Here is a 19,756-nt window from a genome sequence, read left to right as displayed (position 1 = left end):
AGATGGCGCGCGGCCGGTCGGGCGGGCCTGACGCCGGGGCGCATTATTTGGCCGATTGCCGAAACGGCGGCGGGAATATGAAACTCGAAAAATAACCCGCTGATATTTCAGCCTGAATGGTCGCATTCCGGGGGCATGGAGCGACGCGCGGGCAGTGGAATTGGCGCCCGGCCGCCAGTCCGGCCGCTGCCGCCCGTCAGCTTCGGATTGACGGGCGGTCCGGGCGCGGGGCAGGGGCCGGCTCATGGAACGCTCTTCGCTTCTGCTGTTCGCCGCCGCGCTGGTCGCGGCTTCTCCGGCTGCTGCCGACGATTTCCAGCCGCTGTCGCTGGTGTGTGCGGGCGGGGGCACGACCGAGTCGGACGAAGTGACCACCGCGACGGTGACGAAGGACGGCAAGACCACGACCGGCACCGTCATAACCGACAAGCTGGTGGACTTCTCCGACCAGACCCGGGTGGAAATCGCCTCCCCCACCAGCGGCCGAATCCAGATGCCGTCGGCGCTGATGCCGCCCATCCGCAACCGCAGCGACGGCGGCTGGCTGGAGATCAGGAACCTGAACGTGACCGAGGCCGAGATCAGCGGCTCCGTCAGCACCGGCCCGATGAACAGTCCGAAGCTGCGCATCGATCGGGTGACCGGCTTCATGAAGATCCACGGTAAGACCGGGCATTTCTCGGGGACCTGCAACCCCTACGACCCCTCCTCCTCCCGGCGCTTCTAGCCCGGGGCCGGTCTAAGCCAGGGCCGGCGTCAGTCCGCGCGCACCAGCGCGCGGATATCGTCTCCGATCTGCTTCGCCACGGCGTCCACCGAATAGCCCATGTGACCGCCATCGTAGTAGCGCAGCGAAACGCGGTCGCGATCGAACCCGGCCTGATTGACCAGCAGTTCCGCCCCGCCAAGGGTCGTCAGCGTGTCGAAATAGCCGTTGCCGACCACGAGGCGGGCCTTTGGGTTTTTGCCCATCCACTCCACCAGCCCGCGGTGATAGGGCCAGTCCGCAAAGGGGCCGGCGCCGGTCCCGCCCCAATCCCAGGCCCGCATGCCGCCGACGGGCGAGCCGGTCAGATAGGCGTCCACATTTTGCACGCCGAGGTCGCGCTGCAGATAGGTGCGGAAATGGCTTTGCACCGCCTCCACGATCACGCCGGACGGGTCCTGCGCTCCGCCCGCATCGGCGATCGGCGCCGTGTAGCGGGCATCGAGCTGCCCCAGAATCCGCCGGTCGGCTTTCAGCAGTTCGACGCGATACTGCTCCTTGGTGATCCTGAGGTCATGGGCGAGATACCAGTCGGCCGGAATGCCGCTGTAGCCCTCCAGCTTTCCGGCGATCTCCCGCCGGGCGGCTTCGGGGAGGGCGGCCCCCTGGTAGAGCGCCGTCAGATAAGGGCCTTCGCCCCAGGCCGAGGCCTCGGCGATGAACTGCTCGACCGAACGCCCTTTGCGGTCCACCTTGCCATGGAACCAGCCCGTCGCGGCGATCGTCGGCAGGGAGGCGACATAGCTGATGATGTTCGCCGGGCGCTGCGACCATTCGACGACATTGATCGCCTGCCCATAAGCGAAGATGCCGGCCAGCGGGATCGGGTCCGGATCGGCCGCGACCTGCGCGGCGATTTCCGCCACCCGGTGCGTGCCATAGCTTTCCCCGAACAGATGCACCGGAGACTTTTCGCGGCCATGGCGCTTCTGCCAGGCGCGGATGAAGGCGACGAACTGCGCCGCGTCCTGCCTGTTCGAGAAGAAGTCCGCCGGCTTCGTGCCATGGTCCACGCGGCTGAAGCCGGTGGAAGCCGGATCGACGAAGACCAGATCCACGACATCGAGCGGCGAATGCAGGTTGTCGACCAGCCGGAAAGTGGAGGGCGGCGCTTTCACATCGTCGGGAAAGGCCACGCGCTTCGGGCCGATCCCGCCCACATGCACATAGAGCGAAGGGGTGATGGGGCCGCCGTTGAACAGGAACATCACCGGCCGCTTCGCCGCATCCACTCCGTCGCGGGTGTAGGTGAAGCTGCCGACATTGGCGCTCTCGCCGGACGCGAGCCGGACCGGAAGGCTTTCGACCGTCGCGGTGTAGCGAAGCTTCTGCCCGCCGAATTCGCCTTTGTGCCGGGTGACGGCCGGCGCCATGTTCACCGGCTGCTCGAAAGCCTTGCCCGGCGCGTTCTGCGCCATGGCCGGAAGGGCGGTGGCGGCCAGCAGGGCAAGCGCCATCGGCAGGAAAATCGCAGTCCGGTTCATACAGCCTCCACTTGACGACAGCCTTGCCCTCAAAGCGCGCAGTCCGTGCCCGAAAATCCCGGCACGCGCTCCCACTGGATCGCCTCCACGGTTTCGCCGCGCGGCAGGTAGCTAAGCGGAAAGCTTCGCTCCGCACGCCGGATCTGCAAGTGCAGCCGCGCCTGCTGGTCGCCCTGAATCGCGTCCTGCGGAACGGGGGCGACGATCTCGTCGCCGTCGCGAAGCCCGGCGCGCGCCGCCGCCGATCCGGGAACGAGCCCGCGCACGATGCGGCTCGGCTCGGCGAGAACAGCGGAATCGAAGCCCAGTTCATAGCGTCGGAGCGGCTTCGTCGTCCGCCGGAAACAGGGGCCGAAGGCCGCATGGCCGGGAATCGGCATTTCGCCCTGCAGAAAGGCGCGGAAGCGCAGGGCCTCCGCCTCGCCCACCTCGCGCCGCAGCAGCGCTTCCCAACTGTCCGGCGTCAGCTTCGCGCCGGAATGGTGCTGCGCCAGCATTTCCAGCGTCAGATCGTCGAGCGAGCGCTTGCCGCCCGAAGCCGCGCGCACGGCCTCCTCCACCGTGGCGAAGTAGAGCATGCCCCGGTCGTAGGGCAGGGTGCGGATTCGGGTATCCGCCCAGAAGCGGCTGGCGATCTCGCTGTTCGGCACCCTTGCCATCACGCTGGTGTAATAGCGGCCCGCCGTGCTGTTGATGTCGGCGAGGAAATCGTCCGGCGTCACCATCCCGAACTTCAGCGGCAGCCGCGACTGGTAGAAGGTGGCAAGCCCTTCCCCGAACCAGGAGGAGGCCAGCCCTCCCGGCTCGTCCAGAAACGGCTGGAAGGTGTGGAACATCTCATGCGCCAGGGTGAATTTCAGCTCCTGCGGGTCGCTGCCCTGTCCGCCGGGCTTGCCGAAGGTGGTGACGAAGCTGTGGTGCAGCCCGACTCCGCCGCCGGCGTTCACCGGATTGTAGCGCAGGAAAACGCCATAGGGCGGCGGCTCGGCCTGGCGGAAGAAGCGGGCGTAATGCGCGTGCAGGCGGCCCGTCCATTGCATCAGCTCTTCGGCGTCGAAGGGGGGCGATCCCTGCCAGGCGGAAAAGAAGCCGCTTCGCGGCGGCGTGGCCGGCCAGGCGCCGATCGGGCCGCCCATGTAGAAACCCATGCGCAGTTCGGAGGGGCTGAGCGGCTCGGACGACTGCACGCGCCCTTCGCCGAGAGAACTGATCCCCCGGCTTCCGGCCGGCGCGGCGGACAAGTCCCAGTCGATCGTGGCGCGGTAGCGCCCGGCCCCGGGCGGCAGCAGCAGGAACACATGCCCGGCGGCCGAGGTGGCGCCCCCGTCGTTCGAAAAGGCAAAGGGCGGCGCCGGCCCGCGCGGCGGCAGCGTCGCGTGCGCCGGAACCGCATAGCGCACATGGATCGCGCCTTGCGTGCCCCGCCCCGCCAGCCATTGCCGCGACGGCCCGCCGGCAACCGCGTCGCGCGCATTCTCCTCGGGCAGGTCGATGTTTCGCGCCGACAGCGGCAGCGGGCCGAGATCGTCCCTTGCCTCCAGCCCGGTGAGCGTCGTCGCAACCGTATCGACATTGCTGGCGACGAGCGGCAGTTGCAGCAAGGGTTCCCCCGCCTTGGCGCCGACGCCGCCGAAGGCCATGGAGACGATCAGCGTTTCCACCTGCGCCCGGCCTTCCGGGGCGAGCGTCAGCGCCAGCGTCCGCTCGGCGGCGAGCGCCGGTTGCAGCGGAACCAGCGCCAGCAGGGTGAAGGCTTTCAGGGTGCGGTTCATCGGCGGCTCTTTCGCGGGCGTCGCGGGGCTATGGGCCGGCGCGGCGGCCGGCCCATGATCCTGCTCAGAAGTTGCGGGCGAGCGTAAGCCCGAAGGTGCGCGGCTGGATGAACAGCGCCGTCGGCACGTTCACGCCGTTGCGGTTCTGCGCAACGGAAATGCCCCGCTCGTCGAACAGGTTGCGCACGAACAGGGTCGCGCTCCACGCCGCGTCCAGCGTCAGACCGCCCTGCAGGCTGACGGTGGAATAGGAGGGGATCAGGATCCGCGGGCGGGTTCCGGTGGCGACGTTGAAGGCGGCCGCCCGCTCGCCCAGATGCGTGAAGGTCCCGCCCAGTGTCGCGGTGAGCCGGTCGGAAAGGTCGAAGCCCTGCTGCGCCGAGACGCTGGTGGTGAACTTGGCGGAGAAGGGCAGCCTGTCCCCCTTCTTGCCCACCAGGCTGGAGGCGCCCAGCGCCGGCAGGTCCTCGGTCAGCACCGCCTCCGTCACGGTGAAATTGCCGTCGATCGACATCCCGGTCCAGGGCGTGATCGTGCCCTGCACCTCCAGGCCCCGGCTGCGCGCCTTGCCGCCATTGCCGATATAGGTAAGGTTGGAGCTGTCGGTGCCCTGGAGCTGGATGTCCTCCCAGTCGATCTGGAAGGCCGCCGCCGTCAGGGTGAGGGCCGGAAGCACCCGCCCCTTGAAGCCCAGTTCATAGTTCACCACCCGGTCGGGGCCGAAGGTGGCGTTGGCGGAAACCGAACCGATGTTCGCGCCGCCTGGGCGATAGCCGCTGGCGATCCGGATATAGGCCATGATGTCGTCGCTGAACTTGTAGCTGGGCGAGACGAGCCAGGTGAAGGCGCTGTCGCTGGAGGTGGCGCTGACGCTGCGCGAAGGGCCGAAGAAGCGCGCGGCGATCGGATCGACCACGTAGACGGAGGCGCGCTCCTGCTTGTTGCCGGAAAGCCGGCCGCCGAGCTGCACGTCGAGCTTCTCGGTGACATGCCATGTGATGTCGGCGAAGGCCGCATGCTCGCGGTAGCTGCCCGGACCGGTGGCGGCGTAGGGCGTGTTGATGAGCGAACCGCCCGCGTCCAGCAGGAACAGCGTCTGGTCGGTGGAGGAATGCTCCACCGTGTAGAAGCCGCCCAGAAGCCAGCTGAACCATGGGGTGTCGCCCGCCAGCCGCAATTCCTGCGAGAATTTGCGGGTATTGCCGGCGTCGGCGATCTGCACGGCCGAGCCGGCCGGCCCGGAAAAGGCCGGAGGCAGGAAGGGGAAGGTCGTCGTCACATCGTTGCTGATAACATTGTCGACCTTGCTCCAGGCGGTGATGGAGGTAAGGGCGGCGGCGCCGAAATCATATTCCACCCGGCCGGAATATTGCGCGAACGTGGCCTCGTTGTAGGAATCCAGCGCGTAGATGGTGAGATCGCCGTAGACGGGCTCGAAGGTCGTCGGCGCGGTCGCGGCGCCGGGCCTGGTGGCGGGCGTGCAGGCGTTGCAGACGGGCACTCCGGCCGAAGTGATGGCGAGGTCGCTGTTCACCGCATCCATCTTCTGCCGCAGGGCCGAGAGGTTGATCGTCAGCGCCTCCGTCGGCCTCGCAAGCGCTGCGGCGCGGAAGCCCCACACCTTGCGGGTGTTGACGTTGGTTTCCTTCAGCGCGTTCGGGTGCGCGTTGTCGAGATAGGGCGCGTCCTCGCGGTAGAAGGCGCTCCCGGCGACAGCCAGCCAGTCCGTCAGCGGCACGTTCATCGAACCGCGCAGCGAATAGCCCTGCCCGCCGCCGGAAACCGTGGTCCCGCCCGCTTCCAGCCGGCCGGAGAATTCGTCTGTGCTCGGCTCCCGCAGCACATATTTGATGAGCCCGCCCAGGCTGGAAGCGCCGTAGAGCGTGCCCTGCGGGCCGCGCAGCACTTCCACCCGGCTGATGGCGCTGGCGTCGAAATCAGGGAGCGGCGGATTGCCCACAGTGGTGGAGCCGCCGAACTGCACATCGTCGATGAGAAGAGCGACCGTCGGGCTGGTGGCGCCGCCCGAGGTGATGCCGCGCAGCGACAGGAAGGACACCCGCTGCCCGGCATATTGCAGGCCCGGCACCCGGTCGTAGAAGTCCGACATGCGGTTCATCGCCTGGGTGGTGAGCGCCTCGGAGGTGACGGCGGTGATCGAAACCGGAACGTCCAGCAGCCGCTGCTCGCGCTTCTGCGCCGTCACGACGATGTCGCCCTCGTCGATCGACGGCGCGCCCTGGGCCATCGCCGGCGCCAGCGGCGCAAGAGCCAGCGCCCATGCGGAAACGGAAAATGCCAGCTTCACCTTTGTCATCTGCTCTGAACCTCCACTGATCGTTCTTCTCTCGCCGCGCCCGCCCTTCGGGGCGGCCGCGTCGATCCGTCCGTTGCCTTGCCTGAGCCAGCGATCCGTCTCGTCCACCCTCTTCGGGGCGATGGTTGAAGGATGCGGTCAGCCCCCCTTAGGACCGTTGCGAAGATTAGCTCTGGAGAACCGCCATATTTATGCGATTTTCGCTGTGTTGGGCATGGTCGCGCATAAACTATCGCGCAATCGAGCCTGCCGCGCCCATGGGAATTCGGTTCTCGCCCGCCCCGAACTGGCGCAGGCCCTCGGCAAGCGCCGAGAGGCCGGCGACCAGCGGCTTCTCGTCCAGGCAGAAGCCGATGCGGACATGGCCCGGCGCGCCGAAATACTCGCCGGGGGCGACGATCACGCCATGCCTTTCCACCAGCCAGTTGGAAAAGGCCAGCGTATCGGCGATTCCGGGCAGGCGCGGGAAGCAGATGCAGCCGGAGGCGGGGAGGAGGCCGCCGACGAGCCCCTCGGCCGCCATCGCCTCGAACCAGGAATCGAAGATCGGGCGGCACTGGCCGATATAGGCTTCGGCATAGGAACGGAACGGCACCGGGTCTTCCAGCACATGCGCCGCTATGCTGTGCGACAGGGTGGACATGCCGAATTCGATCCGCGCGGCGAAGTCCCGCGCGGCGGCCACCACCTCGCGCGCGCCGACGATCCAGCCGCAGCGCAGCGCCGCCAGCCCGAAGATTTTGGTGAGGCTGGACACGCTGACCACCGCCGGGGAAAGCGTCGAGGCCGGCGCCGGGCGCAGGGCGGCGGGCGCGTAATCGCCATAGACCTCGTCCACCACCAGCAGCACGCCGCGCCGTTCGGCCATCCGCGCAAGCTCGGCCAGCACGCCGCGATCGAGCAGCATCCCGGTCGGGTTGTGCAGGTCCGACAGCACGATCAGCCGCGTTTCCGCCCGGAGCTTCGCTTCGACGGCGGCCACGTCGATCGTGTAATCCGGCCCGCCGCGCTCGAAATGGCCGAACTCCAGCCCGAGGCCGGCGCCGATGGTCTCGAACAGGTCGAAGCCGGGGGTTTCCACCAATATATGGTCGCCGCGCCGGGCGAAGGTGCGGTAGAGGAGCGAAAGCGCGCCGGTCGCCCCGGTGGTGCCCAGCACCTGCTCCGGCGAGACGCCATGGCGCTCGGCGAGCTTCTCCAGCACGAAGGGGTTCCCGCCGCCGAAGGCGCTGGCGTAGAAGGGGGAAAGCCGGGGCTCCATCGCCCGCACCACCGTCTGCCGCAGCAGCTCGCGCGGTTCCGGCACCGAGCTTTCGAACAGCGACACCGTGTCCCCCGGCCGGGCGCGCGCCATCGCCAGCGCGCGGCGCACCCACTGGGCGTAGCTGTCCTGAACTCCTGTCCCCGCAGTCAACATGATCTGGCGCTCGCTTGGCTTGGTTGCGTCCTGATTATCCCCGCCAGCGCGAAGAGATTATGCGAACTTGCGGCCGAAAGCCCGCCGCGCGCATAATTTGCCCGAAAGCGGGGCCTCAAGTGCGGTCCCAGGCGCGGGCCAGCCATTTCTGCCGCACCACCCAATAGGCGATGCCCAGCAGCAGCCAGCCGCCCACCAGCAGATAGGGGCGGGCGTCGGCTTCCAGCCCGAACAGGATGATCAGCAGCGCCGCCGCCATCGCCACCAGCCCCACGGCGGTGACCACGGGCGGGGAAATCCGAACCCGCGAGCGGGCGTGGATTTCCGGATGGCGGCGGGCGACCACCGTCGCCGACCAGGCGCAGGCCATATATTTCAGCATGGTCGGCACGTTCACCGCCAGCAGCAGGAAGATCAGGCTGGGCGGCAGCAGCAGCCCGGACATGGCGCAGACATAGCCCAGCAGGATGGCCCGGTGCGGCGTGCCGAAGCGCGGGTGGATAACCCCCAGCGCGTGCGGCAGGGCGCCGTTGCGGCCCATGGCGAACAGGCTGCGCGAAAACACCAGCGCCGCCGCGTTCATCGATTTCAGGATGGAAACGCAGGCGGCGCCGACGATCAGCGGCACGGCCACATCCCCGAGCGAGATCTTCGCGGCGTCCAGAAGCGGCGCCTCGCTGGCGGCGAGCGTGTCGGGGCCGGCAAGCCCCAGCGCCGTCGCCGCCACCAGCGCGTAGACCAGCGCCGACAGCAGGATGGCGAGCGCGATGCCCAGCGGAATGTTGCGGCCGGGGTTGCGCACCTCCTCGCCGATTTCCACCGCCGCCTCGATCCCCAGGAACAGGCTGATCATCAGCGGCACCGCCGCCAGCACGGTGAGGCTGTCCTCGCCGAAGGGATTGCCCGCCACCGCCGCATCGTAATGCGGCAGGCCGGTGGCGACGAAGATCGCCAGCACCAGCAGCAGCAGCCCCATCAACCAGGACTGCACCTTGGCCGCCAGCGACACGCCCAGATAGTTCAGGAAAAACACGAGGGTGATGAGCAGCGCCATCGTCGGCTTCACCGGAAGCGGCACAACCATACCGAGATAGCCGGTGAAGACCTGCCCCAATATCGTCAGCGCCCCCACATTGGCGACGATGCGCAGCCAGGCGATCAGGAAACCTGCCATCGGATGGATGAAGCGCCGCGGCCATTCATAGGAAGCGCCCGACACCGGCAGGGCGGAGCCGAGATAGGCGTAGGTGATGGCGAACAGCAGCATCGGCACCGCCGCGAGCCCCACCGCCAGCAGCAGCCCCGCCCCGGCGATTTCCGCCGTCGGCTGCAGGATGGAGAAGATGGAGACGCCGATCGCGGTCCCGGCGCCGAACGTCACCACCCCCAGCAGGCCCACATTCTTGCGCAGGCCGGCCTGTCCTTCCTGAAGACCGCCGCTCATTCGCCCTCCCTCAGGAAATCCCGGATGTCGCGGGCCAGCGCCCGCCGCTCGGCCGCGCCCAGATAGGGCATGTGCCCCGATCGATAGGTGTGGAAGCGCACCGCGCCCAGCGGGATGCCGGCGTGGGCGATGGTGTATTCGGCCGAGCCCACGGGCGTCACGAGATCGTACCAGCCGGTCCCCACCATGAGCTTGAGCCCGGGGTTCCGCGCCATCGCCGCCGCAAGGTCGGTCGCATAGTTGCGCGCCGGCGGGATGCCCGGGCCGCGCCCCCAGTCCCACCGGCCGTTCACGTCGCGAAAGGCGATGGCGATATACTCCTCGTCCGACGCGACCTTCAGCCGTCGCCGGGCATAATCCTCCCAGCCGGCGACGAAGGCGGGCACATATTGCCCCATGGCGGCGTCGTCGGCGACGGGATCGCCCGCCAGCCCCTGCGCTGCCAGGGTGAAGCGCGCGTCGTAAAGGCCGAGCGCCAGCCCGTCGGCGGCCAGAAGCCGCCGCGCGAAAACGGGTGCGGAAATGCGCAGGTCATGCTCCAGCACCTCGGCCACCGGCAGCCCCGTCAGCGTGGAGAGGCTCTCGGCCACCGCCCGCCGTTCCGCCGCGGGCAGGGCGGAACCGGCGTAAAGCGCCTTCAGATAGGCGTCGGCCGCATAGGCGCGCGCGGCATCCCCCTGGCCCTCGGGCGTGCAGCCCTCGGGCCCCTTGCCGAAGTGGCAGGCGGTCGCCGCCAGCGAAGGCAGCAGCGCCAGATAGCCCCGGTCGTCGCCCTCGGCGCCGCGCGCCATGTCCATCGCCTGCCCCAGCAGGATGATGCCGTTCAGCGTCACCCCGTCCATCTGCCCCGTCTCGGTGGGGCCGCCGGCCAGCAGCTTCGCGACCGCCGCCGCGCGGATGGTGCCATAGCTTTCCGAAAGCAGATATTTGGGCGCGTTCGTCCGCCCATGGCGCAGCAGCCATTGCCGGATCACCCGCGCCGTCGCGCGCGCGTCCTGCTGGACACCCAGGAACTGCTCCGGCTTGCCGCCGGGCAGCAGGCGGCTGTAGCCGGTGCCGACCGGGTCGATCAGCACGATGTCGGCCACGTCCAGCACGCTGTCCGGGTTGGGCTGCATGTGGAACGGCGCCACCGTTCGCGGCGCGGTGGCGTCGTCCATGTCCACGCGCTCGGGCGCCAGCAGCCCCAGATGCAGCCAGATGGAAGAAGAGCCCGGCCCGCCGTTGAAGGCGAAGATCACCGGCCGCGCCGGATCGGCCTTGCCGGCCTTCCGATAGCTGGTGGTGAAGATGCGGGCGGCATCGTCCAGCACGAAGGTCTCGACGCTGGACTTCCAGTCCAGCTTCCGGCCTCCGAACACCCCCGTGCCGGCCGATTCATAACGCGGCTCGGCGGCGATGGCCGGGGCGGCAAGGGCGAGCAGCGCCGCCGCCAGCGCCCGGAACGGCGTGCCGAACTCAGTGCGCATGGCTGTGCTCATGGCCGAAGCCGCTGCCCGCCGGGGCGCCGGCCGCCTGCGCGGCGGTCGCCGCGCGAACGACGGGCGCGGTGGTGAAGGGCCGGACGCCGAGCGCCTCATAGATCTCGGTCGGGAAATAGAGCGTGCCGGCGCGCATCACCATCCTTGGCTTGCGGATCGCCTCTATGTCGGCCAGCGGGTTGCCCGCCACCAGCACCATATCCGCCACCTGCCCGCGCGCGATGCGCCCGCGCCGATCCGCCTCGCCCAGAAACTCCTCGGCGCCCAGCGTCGCGGCGCGCAGCGCTTCCGCCGGCGTCAGCCCGGCCTTCACATACAGTTCCACTTCCCTGAGCACGGTGAATCCGGTCGGGTCGTCGGTGCCCGGCAGCAGCCGCACGCCTTCGCGGTGGAGAAGCGCGATGGTTTCCAGAACCTTCGCGAAGCCGCTCCGGTAGGCGGCGTCCGTCTGCGGGCTGTCGATCGTCACGAAGCTGCGCTTGCGGTAGCGCTGGAAGCCGATCGGCATGCTGGAAAGATACCAGTCCTGCCCCGGCGGCACCTGCCCGGCGCGGCTCAGCATCAGCTGCTCCAGGATCACCGCCGTGGTGTCCAGCGCCACTTCATGGCTCTTCATCAGCTCCACCGTGCGGCGGACGGGCGGGGACGTAAGGTCCAGCGATCCGGCCCGCGCCATGGCGGTCAGCCGAAGCGGCGTGCGGGAATCCTCGCCCGGCTTCAGGATCCAGCCCAGCAGCAGCTGGTTCGAATGGGCGATGGCGTCATAGCCGTCCGCGATCATCCGGTCGGGGGTGGTGAAGGCGGGCACATGGCCGCTCACCCGCAGCCCCAGCCGATGCGCCTCGCTGGCCAGCGGCTTTACCCAGTCCGGGTTCATGCTGTTGTAGATCTTGATCTCGGCATAGCCATGGTCGGCATACCAGCGCACGGCGTTGAGGCCATCGTCGACGGTGGCGGGAATGAACCCGTGGCGGGCGGAAAAGGGGCTTCGCCCTTCGATGAAGCCGGCCGGCACGATGCGGGGCCAGGCGACTTCCCCCTTGTCGATCTGCGTCAGCAGCCGTTGCAGGAAGCCGTTGTCGTTCCCCATGTCACGCGTCGAAGTCACCCCGGCGGCCAGATAGAACAGCCCGGAGCCGAGGCTCGCATGCGCGTGCATGTCGTGAAGGCCGGGGTAAAGCGTGCCGCCGTCGCCCTCCACCACAAGCTGGTCGGCGGGCGGCGGCGCCGGATCGTGCGGCTGCACGCCCACCACCAGCCCGCGCATGACGGTCACGTCGGAAAGGGCGGAGCGTTCGCCGCTCGCCGGGTCCAGCACATGCACGTTGCGGATTCGGATCGGCCCGTCGTGGCGGTGCGCCAGCCGCTTTTGCAGCGCGATGGCGTGCTCCAGCTCCAGATCGTCCGTCAGCCGGTTGATCTCGGGCGCCACCGCCTCATGCCCCTTGCGGATGGCGAGCCCCGTCTGCGAGGCGCCCTCGGCCGCGAACAGGCGCCCGTCCGCGTCCAGCAGCACATAGCCCGGCGCCAGTTGCACGCCAGACAGGCGATAGGCCGTCACCGCCGTGCCGCCCAGTTGCAGCGAGCGCAGCTTCTCCACCTTCAGCTGGCCGCCCGGCAGCACCGGCAGCGTGCCCCCCGCCCCGGCGGCGCCGGCGTAGACGAAGGAAGCCCATGGGCTGCCGTCGTTCACCACATAGAGCGGCGGCGTGGCGGCCTTCACCGAGCCCTTGTCGGCCTGGCTCACCCATTGCGCGCGGCCGTTCGCCCAGCGGTAGCTTTCCTCGACCCGCCCGCCCATCAGCGAGGTGCCCGAGATCGTCCAGGAAAGCGGAACGCCGCCGGCGCCCATCACCAGCGCCTCGCGGTGCTTCGGGCCACGGCCATTGTTGTCGACATGGTAATCGACCGAGACCTTCGCCCCGTCGGTGACGGCCTCCAGCCGGCCGACCGGCTCGCCATTGGCGATGATCGTGAAGCTCTCCGTCGTCTCCGCCCAGACGCCGGTAGCCCCCAGCAGGAGCGCCGCTGTCATTGCTGCCTTGCAGATTCCGATCATGGCTGTGTCCTGTTCTGTGCGGCGCCCGTCGCCCGCCGGTGCAGCCAGGCCACCGCCGCCAGATCCTGCGCGACATGCCCGAGCGATTTGTAAAGGGTGATCTCGCCGGCGGACTGCCGGCCTTGCAGCCGGCCGAGGAAAACCTCGCCGATCTCGCCCGCCACATGCGCGTCCGTCAGCAGGCCGGCCTCGCGCGCCACCGCCAGTTCGGAGGCCTGCGCCAGCGCGGAAGGCCGATAGTCGGCGATGTAGCGCGCGGCCACTACAAGCGCGGAATCCGCCTCGACCGGGCCAAGGTAGCTGGAGCCGACGAGGTTCACATGCGTTCCGGGCCGCACCCAGTCGCCAAGCAACACCGGTTTCGAAGCGCCGGTCACGGTGCAGAGGATATCGGCCGCCTGCGCCGCCTCGCGCGGGTCGGCGACCGCGCGGACGGCAAGGCCGGTCCCGGCGGCCAGTTGCCCGGCCAGCCGCTCGGCCTCCTCGAAGCGGCGTCCCCACAGCAGCACTTCGGAAAGCGGCCGCACATGGCGAAGCGCCTCGACATGCGATTGCGCCTGCAGCCCGGTTCCGAAGATCGCCAGCCGCGTCGCCTCCGGGCGGGCCAGCGCATCGGTGGCGGCGGCCGTGGCGCAAGCGGTGCGGATGCGGGTTACGGCCTCCGCGTCGGCGATGGCGACGACATCGTCGCCGTCGTTCTCGAACAGCACGACCACGCCGCGGTGGCGCGATTTTCCGGGCCGCGCCCTGTCGCCGAACACGCTGACCAGCTTCGCGCCAAACACGCAGTCCGCCAGCAGGCTGCCCGGCATCACCCCGAAAAGCCGCCCGTCGCCCAACGGCAGGATCTGCCGCAACGGCTGCGGATCGCCGGAGGCGGACAAGGCCGCCATCGCCTGCCGCATGGCGGCGATGCAGCCGGGATAGTCGAGCCACGCATCGACGGCTGCCGCGTCGTAGAAAGCGGGGGCGGCCGGCATCAGCGGCGCGTCCGCGAGGCGGGCTGGATCGGCATGGGCAATTGCTTTCGGGCCATTCAGGCGCCTCCTCCTTGCAAGACAGGCTATTGGCCGTGCTCCAGAATGAATATGCGGATTTGCGCGGATCGGCGATGATGGTGAATAAACTATGCGCCAAACGCAAAGCCGGTGCATTATGCCGGGTCAGTCGCCCGCTTTGCCCGCCATGGAGACAAGATGACCGAAGCCCTGAACGCGCTGGACTACAAGATTCTGGAGCAGATCCAGAAGGACGCGACGCTTTCCACCACCGAGCTGGCGGAAAAGGTCGGCCTGTCCCAGTCGCCCTGCTGGCGGCGGCTGCAGAAGCTGCGGGAGGAGGGCTATATCAAGGGCCAGGTCGCCGTGCTCGACCGCAAGAAGTTCGGCGAAAGCCTGTGCGTGTTCGCCACGCTGAAGATGACCTCGCTGTCGGAAAACGAGCGCGAGGAGTTCGTGCGCAAGGTGGGCCTGATCCCCGAAATCCAGGAGTGCCACACCCTATTCGGGGAGCGGGACATCATGCTGAAGATCATCGCCCGCTCGCTCGACTGGTATCAGAATTTCATCTTCAAGGTGATCCTGAAGCTGCCCGGCGTGCAGGACATCCACTCGATGGTGACGATTCTGGAAATCAAGCACACGACGGCGATTCCGGTGCAGCCCCGCACCTTCTGAGCGGAACGCCCTTTGCGGCAGCGCGCCGAGCCTTTCCCTGCCTCCGCCGTTGCCCAGAAGTTCAGGCGGTGACGATCCAGCCGTCGCGAACGGCGACCGGCCATGGGGTCAGCGCCGCGCCCGCGCAGGGGCCGCCGACGCAGGCGCCGTCGGCGATCCGGAACAGCGCCCCGTGCCAGGAGCAGGCGATGTGCCGCCCGTCCGGGGCGAGATAGGCGTCCAGCACCTGCGCGAGCGGCAGGCCGGCGTGCGGGCAGCGGTCCACATAGCCGAAGACCCCGGCCCCGGCGCGGACGACGAAGCCGTGGAAACGCCCGGCCCGCGTCTGCAGCACGAAATTGCGCGCCGCGCCTTTCGCCACCTGCTCCAGCGGGCACAGCCTGACGTCGGCCGGCGTTTCCAGCAGCCGCGCCGCCTCGCTCATCGCGCCGGCAAAACCGTGGCGCGGCACTCGCCAAAGCCGATCGAAACCCGCCCGGGGGCGGATGCCGTCGCCCGCAGGATGATCGTGTCGCCATCCTCCAGAAAGCCGCGCGTCTCGCCATTGCCCAGCTCCAGCGGTTCCTTGCCGCCGACCGTCAGCTCCATCAGGCTGCCGAAGCCGTCGCGGCTCGGGGCGGAGATGGTGCCGGTGCCCAACAGGTCGCCGGCGGCGAGGTTGCAGCCATTGGCGCTGTGGTGGGCGACGAGCTGCTGCACCGTCCAGTACATGTTGCTGGCCGGGCCGTGGCTGAGGCGGACCGGCGGCAGGCCGGCCTGCCGCATCCGCCCGGTTTCCAGCAGCACCACCAGTTCCAGCGCCAGCGCGCCATGGCTCTGGTCGGCCTCGTCCCACAGATAGGAAAGCGGCTTCGGGTCGCCATCCGGGCGCGGCGGCTGGGCGATGCGGAACGGCGCCAGCGCTTCCGGGGTGACTATCCAGGGCGACACGCTGCTGTGGAAATTCTTGGCGAGGAACGGCCCCAACGGCTGATACTCCCAGGCCTGGAAATCGCGGGCGGACCAGTCGTTCAGCAGGCAGAAGCCGCCGATGTGCCGCGCGGCCTCGGCGATCGGCACCGGGGTGCCAAGCGCGTTGCCGGCGCCGATCCACACGCCCAGCTCCAGCTCATAATCCAGCCGCGCGGTCGGCCGATAGGCCGGCGCTTCGTCGGCCGGGCCTTTCACCTGCCCCTTCGGGCGGACGAGCGGCGTTCCCGAAGGCCGGATGGACGAGGCCCGGCCATGGTAGCCGATCGGCACATGCTTGTAGTTGGGCAGCAACGGGTTTTCCGGGCGGAACAGCCGGCCGATGTTGGTGGCGTGGTGAATGCCGACATAGAAATCGGTGTAGTCGCCCACCCGCACCGGCAGGTGCAGCGCGCAATCGCCGGCGGCGTGCAGCGCCGGCTCCACCGTAGCCCGCCGGCTTTCGTCGGACAGAAAGCCGCTCAGCGCCGCGCGCAGCGCCCGCCTGTCGGCCGGCGCCAGCGCCAGCAAGGCGTTCAGCGGCACTTCGCGGCAGGCGACCGCCACCGCCGCTGGCAACAGTCCGCCTTCGGCAAGGGCCGTCAGATCGAGGATATGCTCGCCGATCGCTACCCCGGCGCGCGGCCCGCCATCCGCGGGCGAGAACAGCCCGAAGGGCAGGTTCTGGATAGGAAAATCGGCATGCCCCTGCGCGCCTTCCACCCAGCAGGTCAGCGCCGGATCGTGCGTCGCGTCGGTCCGCCACCAGTTCATGCCGGCGCTCCGGCCGGAAGCTGCGCCTTGCGGAAGCCGCTCCAGCAGGAGTCATAGTCCGTCTGCAACAGCGGCGTTTCCATCGCCCAGCGGGTCGGGCGGATCACCAGCCGGCTTTCCAGCATGAAGGCCATGGTGTCGGCGATGCGCTGCGGCTGCAGTTCGGCCTCCACCGCCTTCTCATAGCTGGAGACGTCCGGCCCATGGCCCGACATGCTGTTGTGCAGGGAAGCGCCGCCGGGCGCGAACCCACCGGCCTTGGCGTCATATTCGCCATGGAGCAGCCCCATGAACTCGCTCATCACATTGCGGTGGAACCAGGGCGGGCGGAACGTGTCGTCCGCCACCATCCAGCGCGGCGGGAAGATCACGAAGTCCAGGTTCGCCGTGCCCGCCGTGTCGCTGGGCGAGGTCAGCACGGTGAAGATGGAAGGATCGGGGTGGTCGAAGCTGACGGTGTTGATGGTGTTGAAGCGGCGCAGATCGTAGCGCACCGGCGCCAGATTGCCGTGCCAGGCCACCACGTCGAACGGGCTGTGGTCCATAGTGGTGGTGAAAAGCCCGCCGAGGAACTTCTGCACGATCTCGAAGGGGCGCTCCACATCCTCGTAGGCGGCGGCGGGATATTCGAAGTCGCGCGGGTTCGCCAGCCCGTTGGAGCCGATCGGCCCCAGCTCGGGCAGCCGCAGAAGCGCGCCGTAATTCTCGCAGACATAGCCGCGCGCCGCGCCCTCCGGCAGCTCCACCCGGAAGCGCAAGCCGCGCGGAACGATGGCGATCTGCAGCGGCGAGACATCGAGGACGCCCATTTCCGTCACCAGCCGGATCGCGCCCGATTGCGGCAGGAACAGCAGTTCCCCGTCCGACGAGAAGAAGGCCCGGTCGACCATCGAGCGGTTGGCGGCGTAGAGGTGGATGCCGCAGCCCACGCCGGCGCCGGCATCGCCATTCCCGGCGATGGTGACGAGCCCGTCCACGAAATCCGTCGCTTGCGTCGCCTCAGGCATCGGCAGCGGATCCCAGCGCAGCCGGTTCGGAGAGACGCGGGCCTCGCCGAAGGGGGCGGTGCCGATCATCCGCCCGCCGGCGAACGGCGCGAAGGGCGGATGCGAGGCGGTCGGCCGCATGCGGTAGAGCCAGCTCCGCCGGTTCTCCGCCCGGGGCGCCGTGAAGGCGGTGCCCGAGAATTGCTCGGCGTAAAGGCCGAACGGCACCCGCTGCGGCGAATTGCGGCCGACGGGCAGGGCGCCCTCCACCGCCTCCGTCGCATGGTGGTTGCCGAAGCCGACCAGCGGCAGAGCGGCGTCCTGCTTCATGTCTCTCATCCTCCCGTCCTTCCGGCGGCTCAGTCTTTCAGCTAACCCTGTCGTTCGCGCAGTTCAGCCGTCGACGGAAATCACGCCGCGCCGGATCTGGTCCAGCTCGATGCTTTCGAACAGCGCCTGGAAATTGCCGTTGCCGAAGCCTTCGTTGCCCTTGCGCTGGATGATCTCGAAGAAGATCGGCCCGAACATATTCTCGGTGAAGATCTGCAGCAGAATGCCTTCCTCGCCGACATTGCCGTCGATCAGGATGCGGTTGCGGCGCAGCCGCTCCAGATCCTCGCCATGGCCGGGCACGCGCTTGTCGACCAGTTCATAATAGGTCTCGATCGTGTCCTGCAGGCGAACGCCGCGCGCGCGCAGCTTTTCCACCGTGCCGTAGATATCCTCCGTGGTAAGCGCCAGATGCTGGATGCCCTCGCCCTGATATTCGCGGATGAACTCCTCGATCTGGCTCTTGTCGTCCTGGCTTTCGTTCAGCGGAATGCGGATCGCCTTGTCGGGGGCGATCATCGCCTGGCTGAAAAGGCCGGTCGCCTGCCCCTTGATGTCGAAATATTTCTGTTCCTGGAAATTGAACAGCGTGCGGTAGAATTCCGACCAGACCCGCATCTGCCCGCGCCGGACATTGTGGGTCAGATGGTCCAGCAGGTCGAGGCCGACGTTGTTCGCGGCGGCCGCCTCGCGCCAGCCGGGCAGCTCCGCCCAGCCGGCATAGGGGTCTTCGCCGTCGCGGATGAAATAGAGGTAGGAGCCGCCGATCCCCTCGATCACCGTGTCGTCCTCGTCCGTCGCCTTGCCGCCATGCCGCAGCGCCCAGTCCAGCGCCGCTTGCGGATCGGCCACGCGGAAGGCCATGGCGCTGGCGGAAGCGCCATGCGCGCCGCGAAAGGCGGCCACGCGCCCGTCGGCGTCGCGGTTCAGCATAAGGTTGATCCGCCCCTGCCGGTAGCGGGTGATGTTCTTCGTCGGGTGGCGATGGCTGGCGACGAAGCCCAACTGCTCGAACTGCGCGACCATCGCTTCCGGATCGGGCGAGGTGAATTCGACGAATTCGAAGCCGTTGAGGCCAAGCGGATTTTCGGGCGAGACGGACATGAGGCTATTTCCCTTCTGCAGGACGGAGGTGGGGCTGAAGCGCCGCGACGAGGGCGGGGACGGACGCTTGCGTCAGCCCGCAGATGTTGATGCGGCCATTGCCGGCCATGTAGATCGCCTGTTCTTCCCGCAGGCTCCCCACCTCGTCCGGGCCGACCGGCAGCAAGGCGAACATGCCGCGCCCCGCCGCGACCGGCGCCAGCGCCGGATGCCCCGCCGCCAGGCTGGCGCGCAGGCCGTTGATCCGCGCGCGCATGGCGGCCAGCTCGGCTTCCCAGTCCGCGCGCAAGGCGGGGTCGTCCAGCACGATCCGCACCACGGCGGCGCCATGGTCGGGCGGCATTGACCAGAGCACGCGCGCCAGCGAAAGCAGATTGCCCCGGCAGGTGGCGGCGGCTGCCGAAGATTCCGCCGACACCCACAAGGCCCCGACCCGGTCGCGGTAGACGCCGAAATTCTTGTCGCAGCTATAGGCGACCAGCGCCTCCGGCACCTGCCCGACGAGGCGCCGCGTCGCCTCCGCATCCGCGTCCAGCCCATCGCCCAGCCCCTGATAGGCGATGTCGACAAAGGGGGTGAGGCCAAGCCGAAGGCAATGCCCGGCGATTGCCTGCCACTGCGCGGGCGAAAGCTGCGCCCCGCTCGGGTTGTGGCAGCAGCCGTGCAGCAGCAGCACGTCGCCCGGCCGCGCTTCGCCCAGGTCGGCCAGCATCCCCTCCAGATCGACCAGCCCGGTGGCGGGATCGAGGAAACGGTGGAAGCGAACCGCCAGCCCGGCCTCGCGGAAGATCGGCTCATGGTTGGGCCAGGTGGGGCTGCCGATCCAGACGGTGGCCCCCGGCGCGGCGCGGGCGATCAGCCGGGCGCCCAGGCAAAGCGCGCCGGTGCCGCCGGGCGTCTGCACCCCCGTCAGCCGGTCGGCGAAGGCCGGCTCCGACCCGAACAGCAGGTCGGACAGCAGCGCCGTGAAGCGCGCATCGCCTTCCGCGCCCAGATAGGATTTGCTCGGCTGTTCCCGCAGCAGGATGGTCTCGGCCGCCTTCACGCTGCGCAGCACCGGGGTCGCGCCCATGTCGTCGCGGTAGATGCCGACTCCCAGATCGATCTTGCCCGCGCGCCCGTCCGCCGCGAACAGCGCGATCAGCCCGAGCAGCGCATCGGGGGCCTGCGGCGCAAGAGATTGGAAAAAAGCGGCCAT

Annotated in this window: 15 protein-coding genes; 2 read left to right on the top strand and 13 right to left on the bottom strand. The window is 68.8% G+C overall.

Annotated features, from left to right (window positions below; genetic code table 11):
* The first annotated feature begins 244 nt into the window (after positions 1-244).
* The gene (locus L6Q21_RS13920; RefSeq protein ID WP_237831376.1) at positions 245-727 is read left to right on the top strand and encodes a hypothetical protein; all 483 of its coding nucleotides are present in this window, start codon (positions 245-247) and stop codon (positions 725-727) included.
* A 29-nt stretch (positions 728-756) separates the two neighbouring features.
* On the opposite strand, the gene L6Q21_RS13915 is transcribed toward L6Q21_RS13920, so the two are convergent.
* From L6Q21_RS13915 to L6Q21_RS13880, 8 genes are all read right to left on the bottom strand, one after another.
* Positions 757-2,250 carry a S10 family peptidase gene (locus L6Q21_RS13915; protein WP_237831375.1) on the bottom strand — a complete coding sequence of 498 codons (1,494 nt, stop codon included), beginning with the start codon at positions 2,248-2,250 and terminating at the stop codon, positions 757-759.
* Between the two features lie 29 nt (positions 2,251-2,279).
* Entirely contained in the window at positions 2,280-4,022 is a 1,743-nt protein-coding gene (locus tag L6Q21_RS13910; protein ID WP_237831374.1) for a peptidase M61, read from the bottom strand.
* Positions 4,023-4,086: 64 nt separating this feature from the next.
* Positions 4,087-6,339, bottom strand: coding sequence for a TonB-dependent receptor (locus L6Q21_RS13905; protein WP_237831373.1), 2,253 nt, complete (start codon positions 6,337-6,339; stop codon positions 4,087-4,089).
* 229 nt (positions 6,340-6,568) lie between these two features.
* A complete protein-coding gene (locus tag L6Q21_RS13900; protein ID WP_237831372.1) occupies positions 6,569-7,756 on the bottom strand; it encodes a pyridoxal phosphate-dependent aminotransferase in 1,188 nt (395 codons plus the stop codon).
* A 115-nt stretch (positions 7,757-7,871) separates the two neighbouring features.
* On the bottom strand, positions 7,872-9,200 hold the full coding sequence (locus tag L6Q21_RS13895) for an APC family permease (protein ID WP_237831371.1): 1,329 nt from the start codon (positions 9,198-9,200) through the stop codon (positions 7,872-7,874).
* Entirely contained in the window at positions 9,197-10,669 is a 1,473-nt protein-coding gene (locus L6Q21_RS13890) for a S10 family peptidase (RefSeq protein ID WP_237831370.1), read from the bottom strand. The genes L6Q21_RS13895 and L6Q21_RS13890 overlap by 4 nt, the downstream gene beginning before the upstream one ends.
* Positions 10,659-12,716, bottom strand: a complete 2,058-nt coding sequence (locus tag L6Q21_RS13885; RefSeq protein ID WP_237831369.1) for an amidohydrolase family protein — start codon at positions 12,714-12,716, stop codon at positions 10,659-10,661. Before L6Q21_RS13885 ends, L6Q21_RS13890 begins: the two co-directional genes overlap by 11 nt.
* A gap of 20 nt (positions 12,717-12,736) precedes the next feature.
* Positions 12,737-13,720 carry an ornithine cyclodeaminase family protein gene (locus tag L6Q21_RS13880; RefSeq protein ID WP_237831368.1) on the bottom strand — a complete coding sequence of 328 codons (984 nt, stop codon included), beginning with the start codon at positions 13,718-13,720 and terminating at the stop codon, positions 12,737-12,739.
* Between the two features lie 216 nt (positions 13,721-13,936).
* On the opposite strand from L6Q21_RS13880, the gene L6Q21_RS13875 reads away from it, so the two are divergent.
* Positions 13,937-14,416, top strand: a complete 480-nt coding sequence (locus tag L6Q21_RS13875; RefSeq protein ID WP_237831367.1) for an Lrp/AsnC family transcriptional regulator — start codon at positions 13,937-13,939, stop codon at positions 14,414-14,416.
* Positions 14,417-14,477: 61 nt separating this feature from the next.
* Here the strand turns inward: L6Q21_RS13875 and L6Q21_RS13870 are convergent, their stop codons facing one another.
* The 5 genes from L6Q21_RS13870 to L6Q21_RS13850 all read right to left on the bottom strand — a co-directional run bounded on the left by L6Q21_RS13870 (position 14,478) and on the right by L6Q21_RS13850 (position 19,756).
* Positions 14,478-14,840, bottom strand: coding sequence for a Rieske (2Fe-2S) protein (locus L6Q21_RS13870; RefSeq protein WP_237831366.1), 363 nt, complete (start codon positions 14,838-14,840; stop codon positions 14,478-14,480).
* Positions 14,837-16,138, bottom strand: a complete 1,302-nt coding sequence (gene fahA / locus L6Q21_RS13865; RefSeq protein ID WP_237831365.1) for a fumarylacetoacetase — start codon at positions 16,136-16,138, stop codon at positions 14,837-14,839. Before fahA ends, L6Q21_RS13870 begins: the two co-directional genes overlap by 4 nt.
* Entirely contained in the window at positions 16,135-17,454 is a 1,320-nt protein-coding gene (gene hmgA / locus L6Q21_RS13860; protein WP_237831364.1) for a homogentisate 1,2-dioxygenase, read from the bottom strand. Before hmgA ends, fahA begins: the two co-directional genes overlap by 4 nt.
* 63 nt (positions 17,455-17,517) lie before the next feature.
* Positions 17,518-18,558 carry a 4-hydroxyphenylpyruvate dioxygenase gene (gene hppD / locus L6Q21_RS13855; RefSeq protein ID WP_237831363.1) on the bottom strand — a complete coding sequence of 347 codons (1,041 nt, stop codon included), beginning with the start codon at positions 18,556-18,558 and terminating at the stop codon, positions 17,518-17,520.
* Between the two features lie 4 nt (positions 18,559-18,562).
* On the bottom strand, positions 18,563-19,756 hold the full coding sequence (locus L6Q21_RS13850; protein ID WP_237831362.1) for an amino acid aminotransferase: 1,194 nt from the start codon (positions 19,754-19,756) through the stop codon (positions 18,563-18,565).

The sequence above is a fragment of the Sandaracinobacteroides sayramensis genome, from assembly GCF_022014495.1.
GTDB classification, from domain to species: Bacteria; Pseudomonadota; Alphaproteobacteria; order Sphingomonadales; family Sphingomonadaceae; genus Sandaracinobacteroides; species Sandaracinobacteroides sayramense.
Note: the sequence above shows the minus strand (reverse complement) of the source record. Positions and strands in the feature narration are given on the sequence as shown.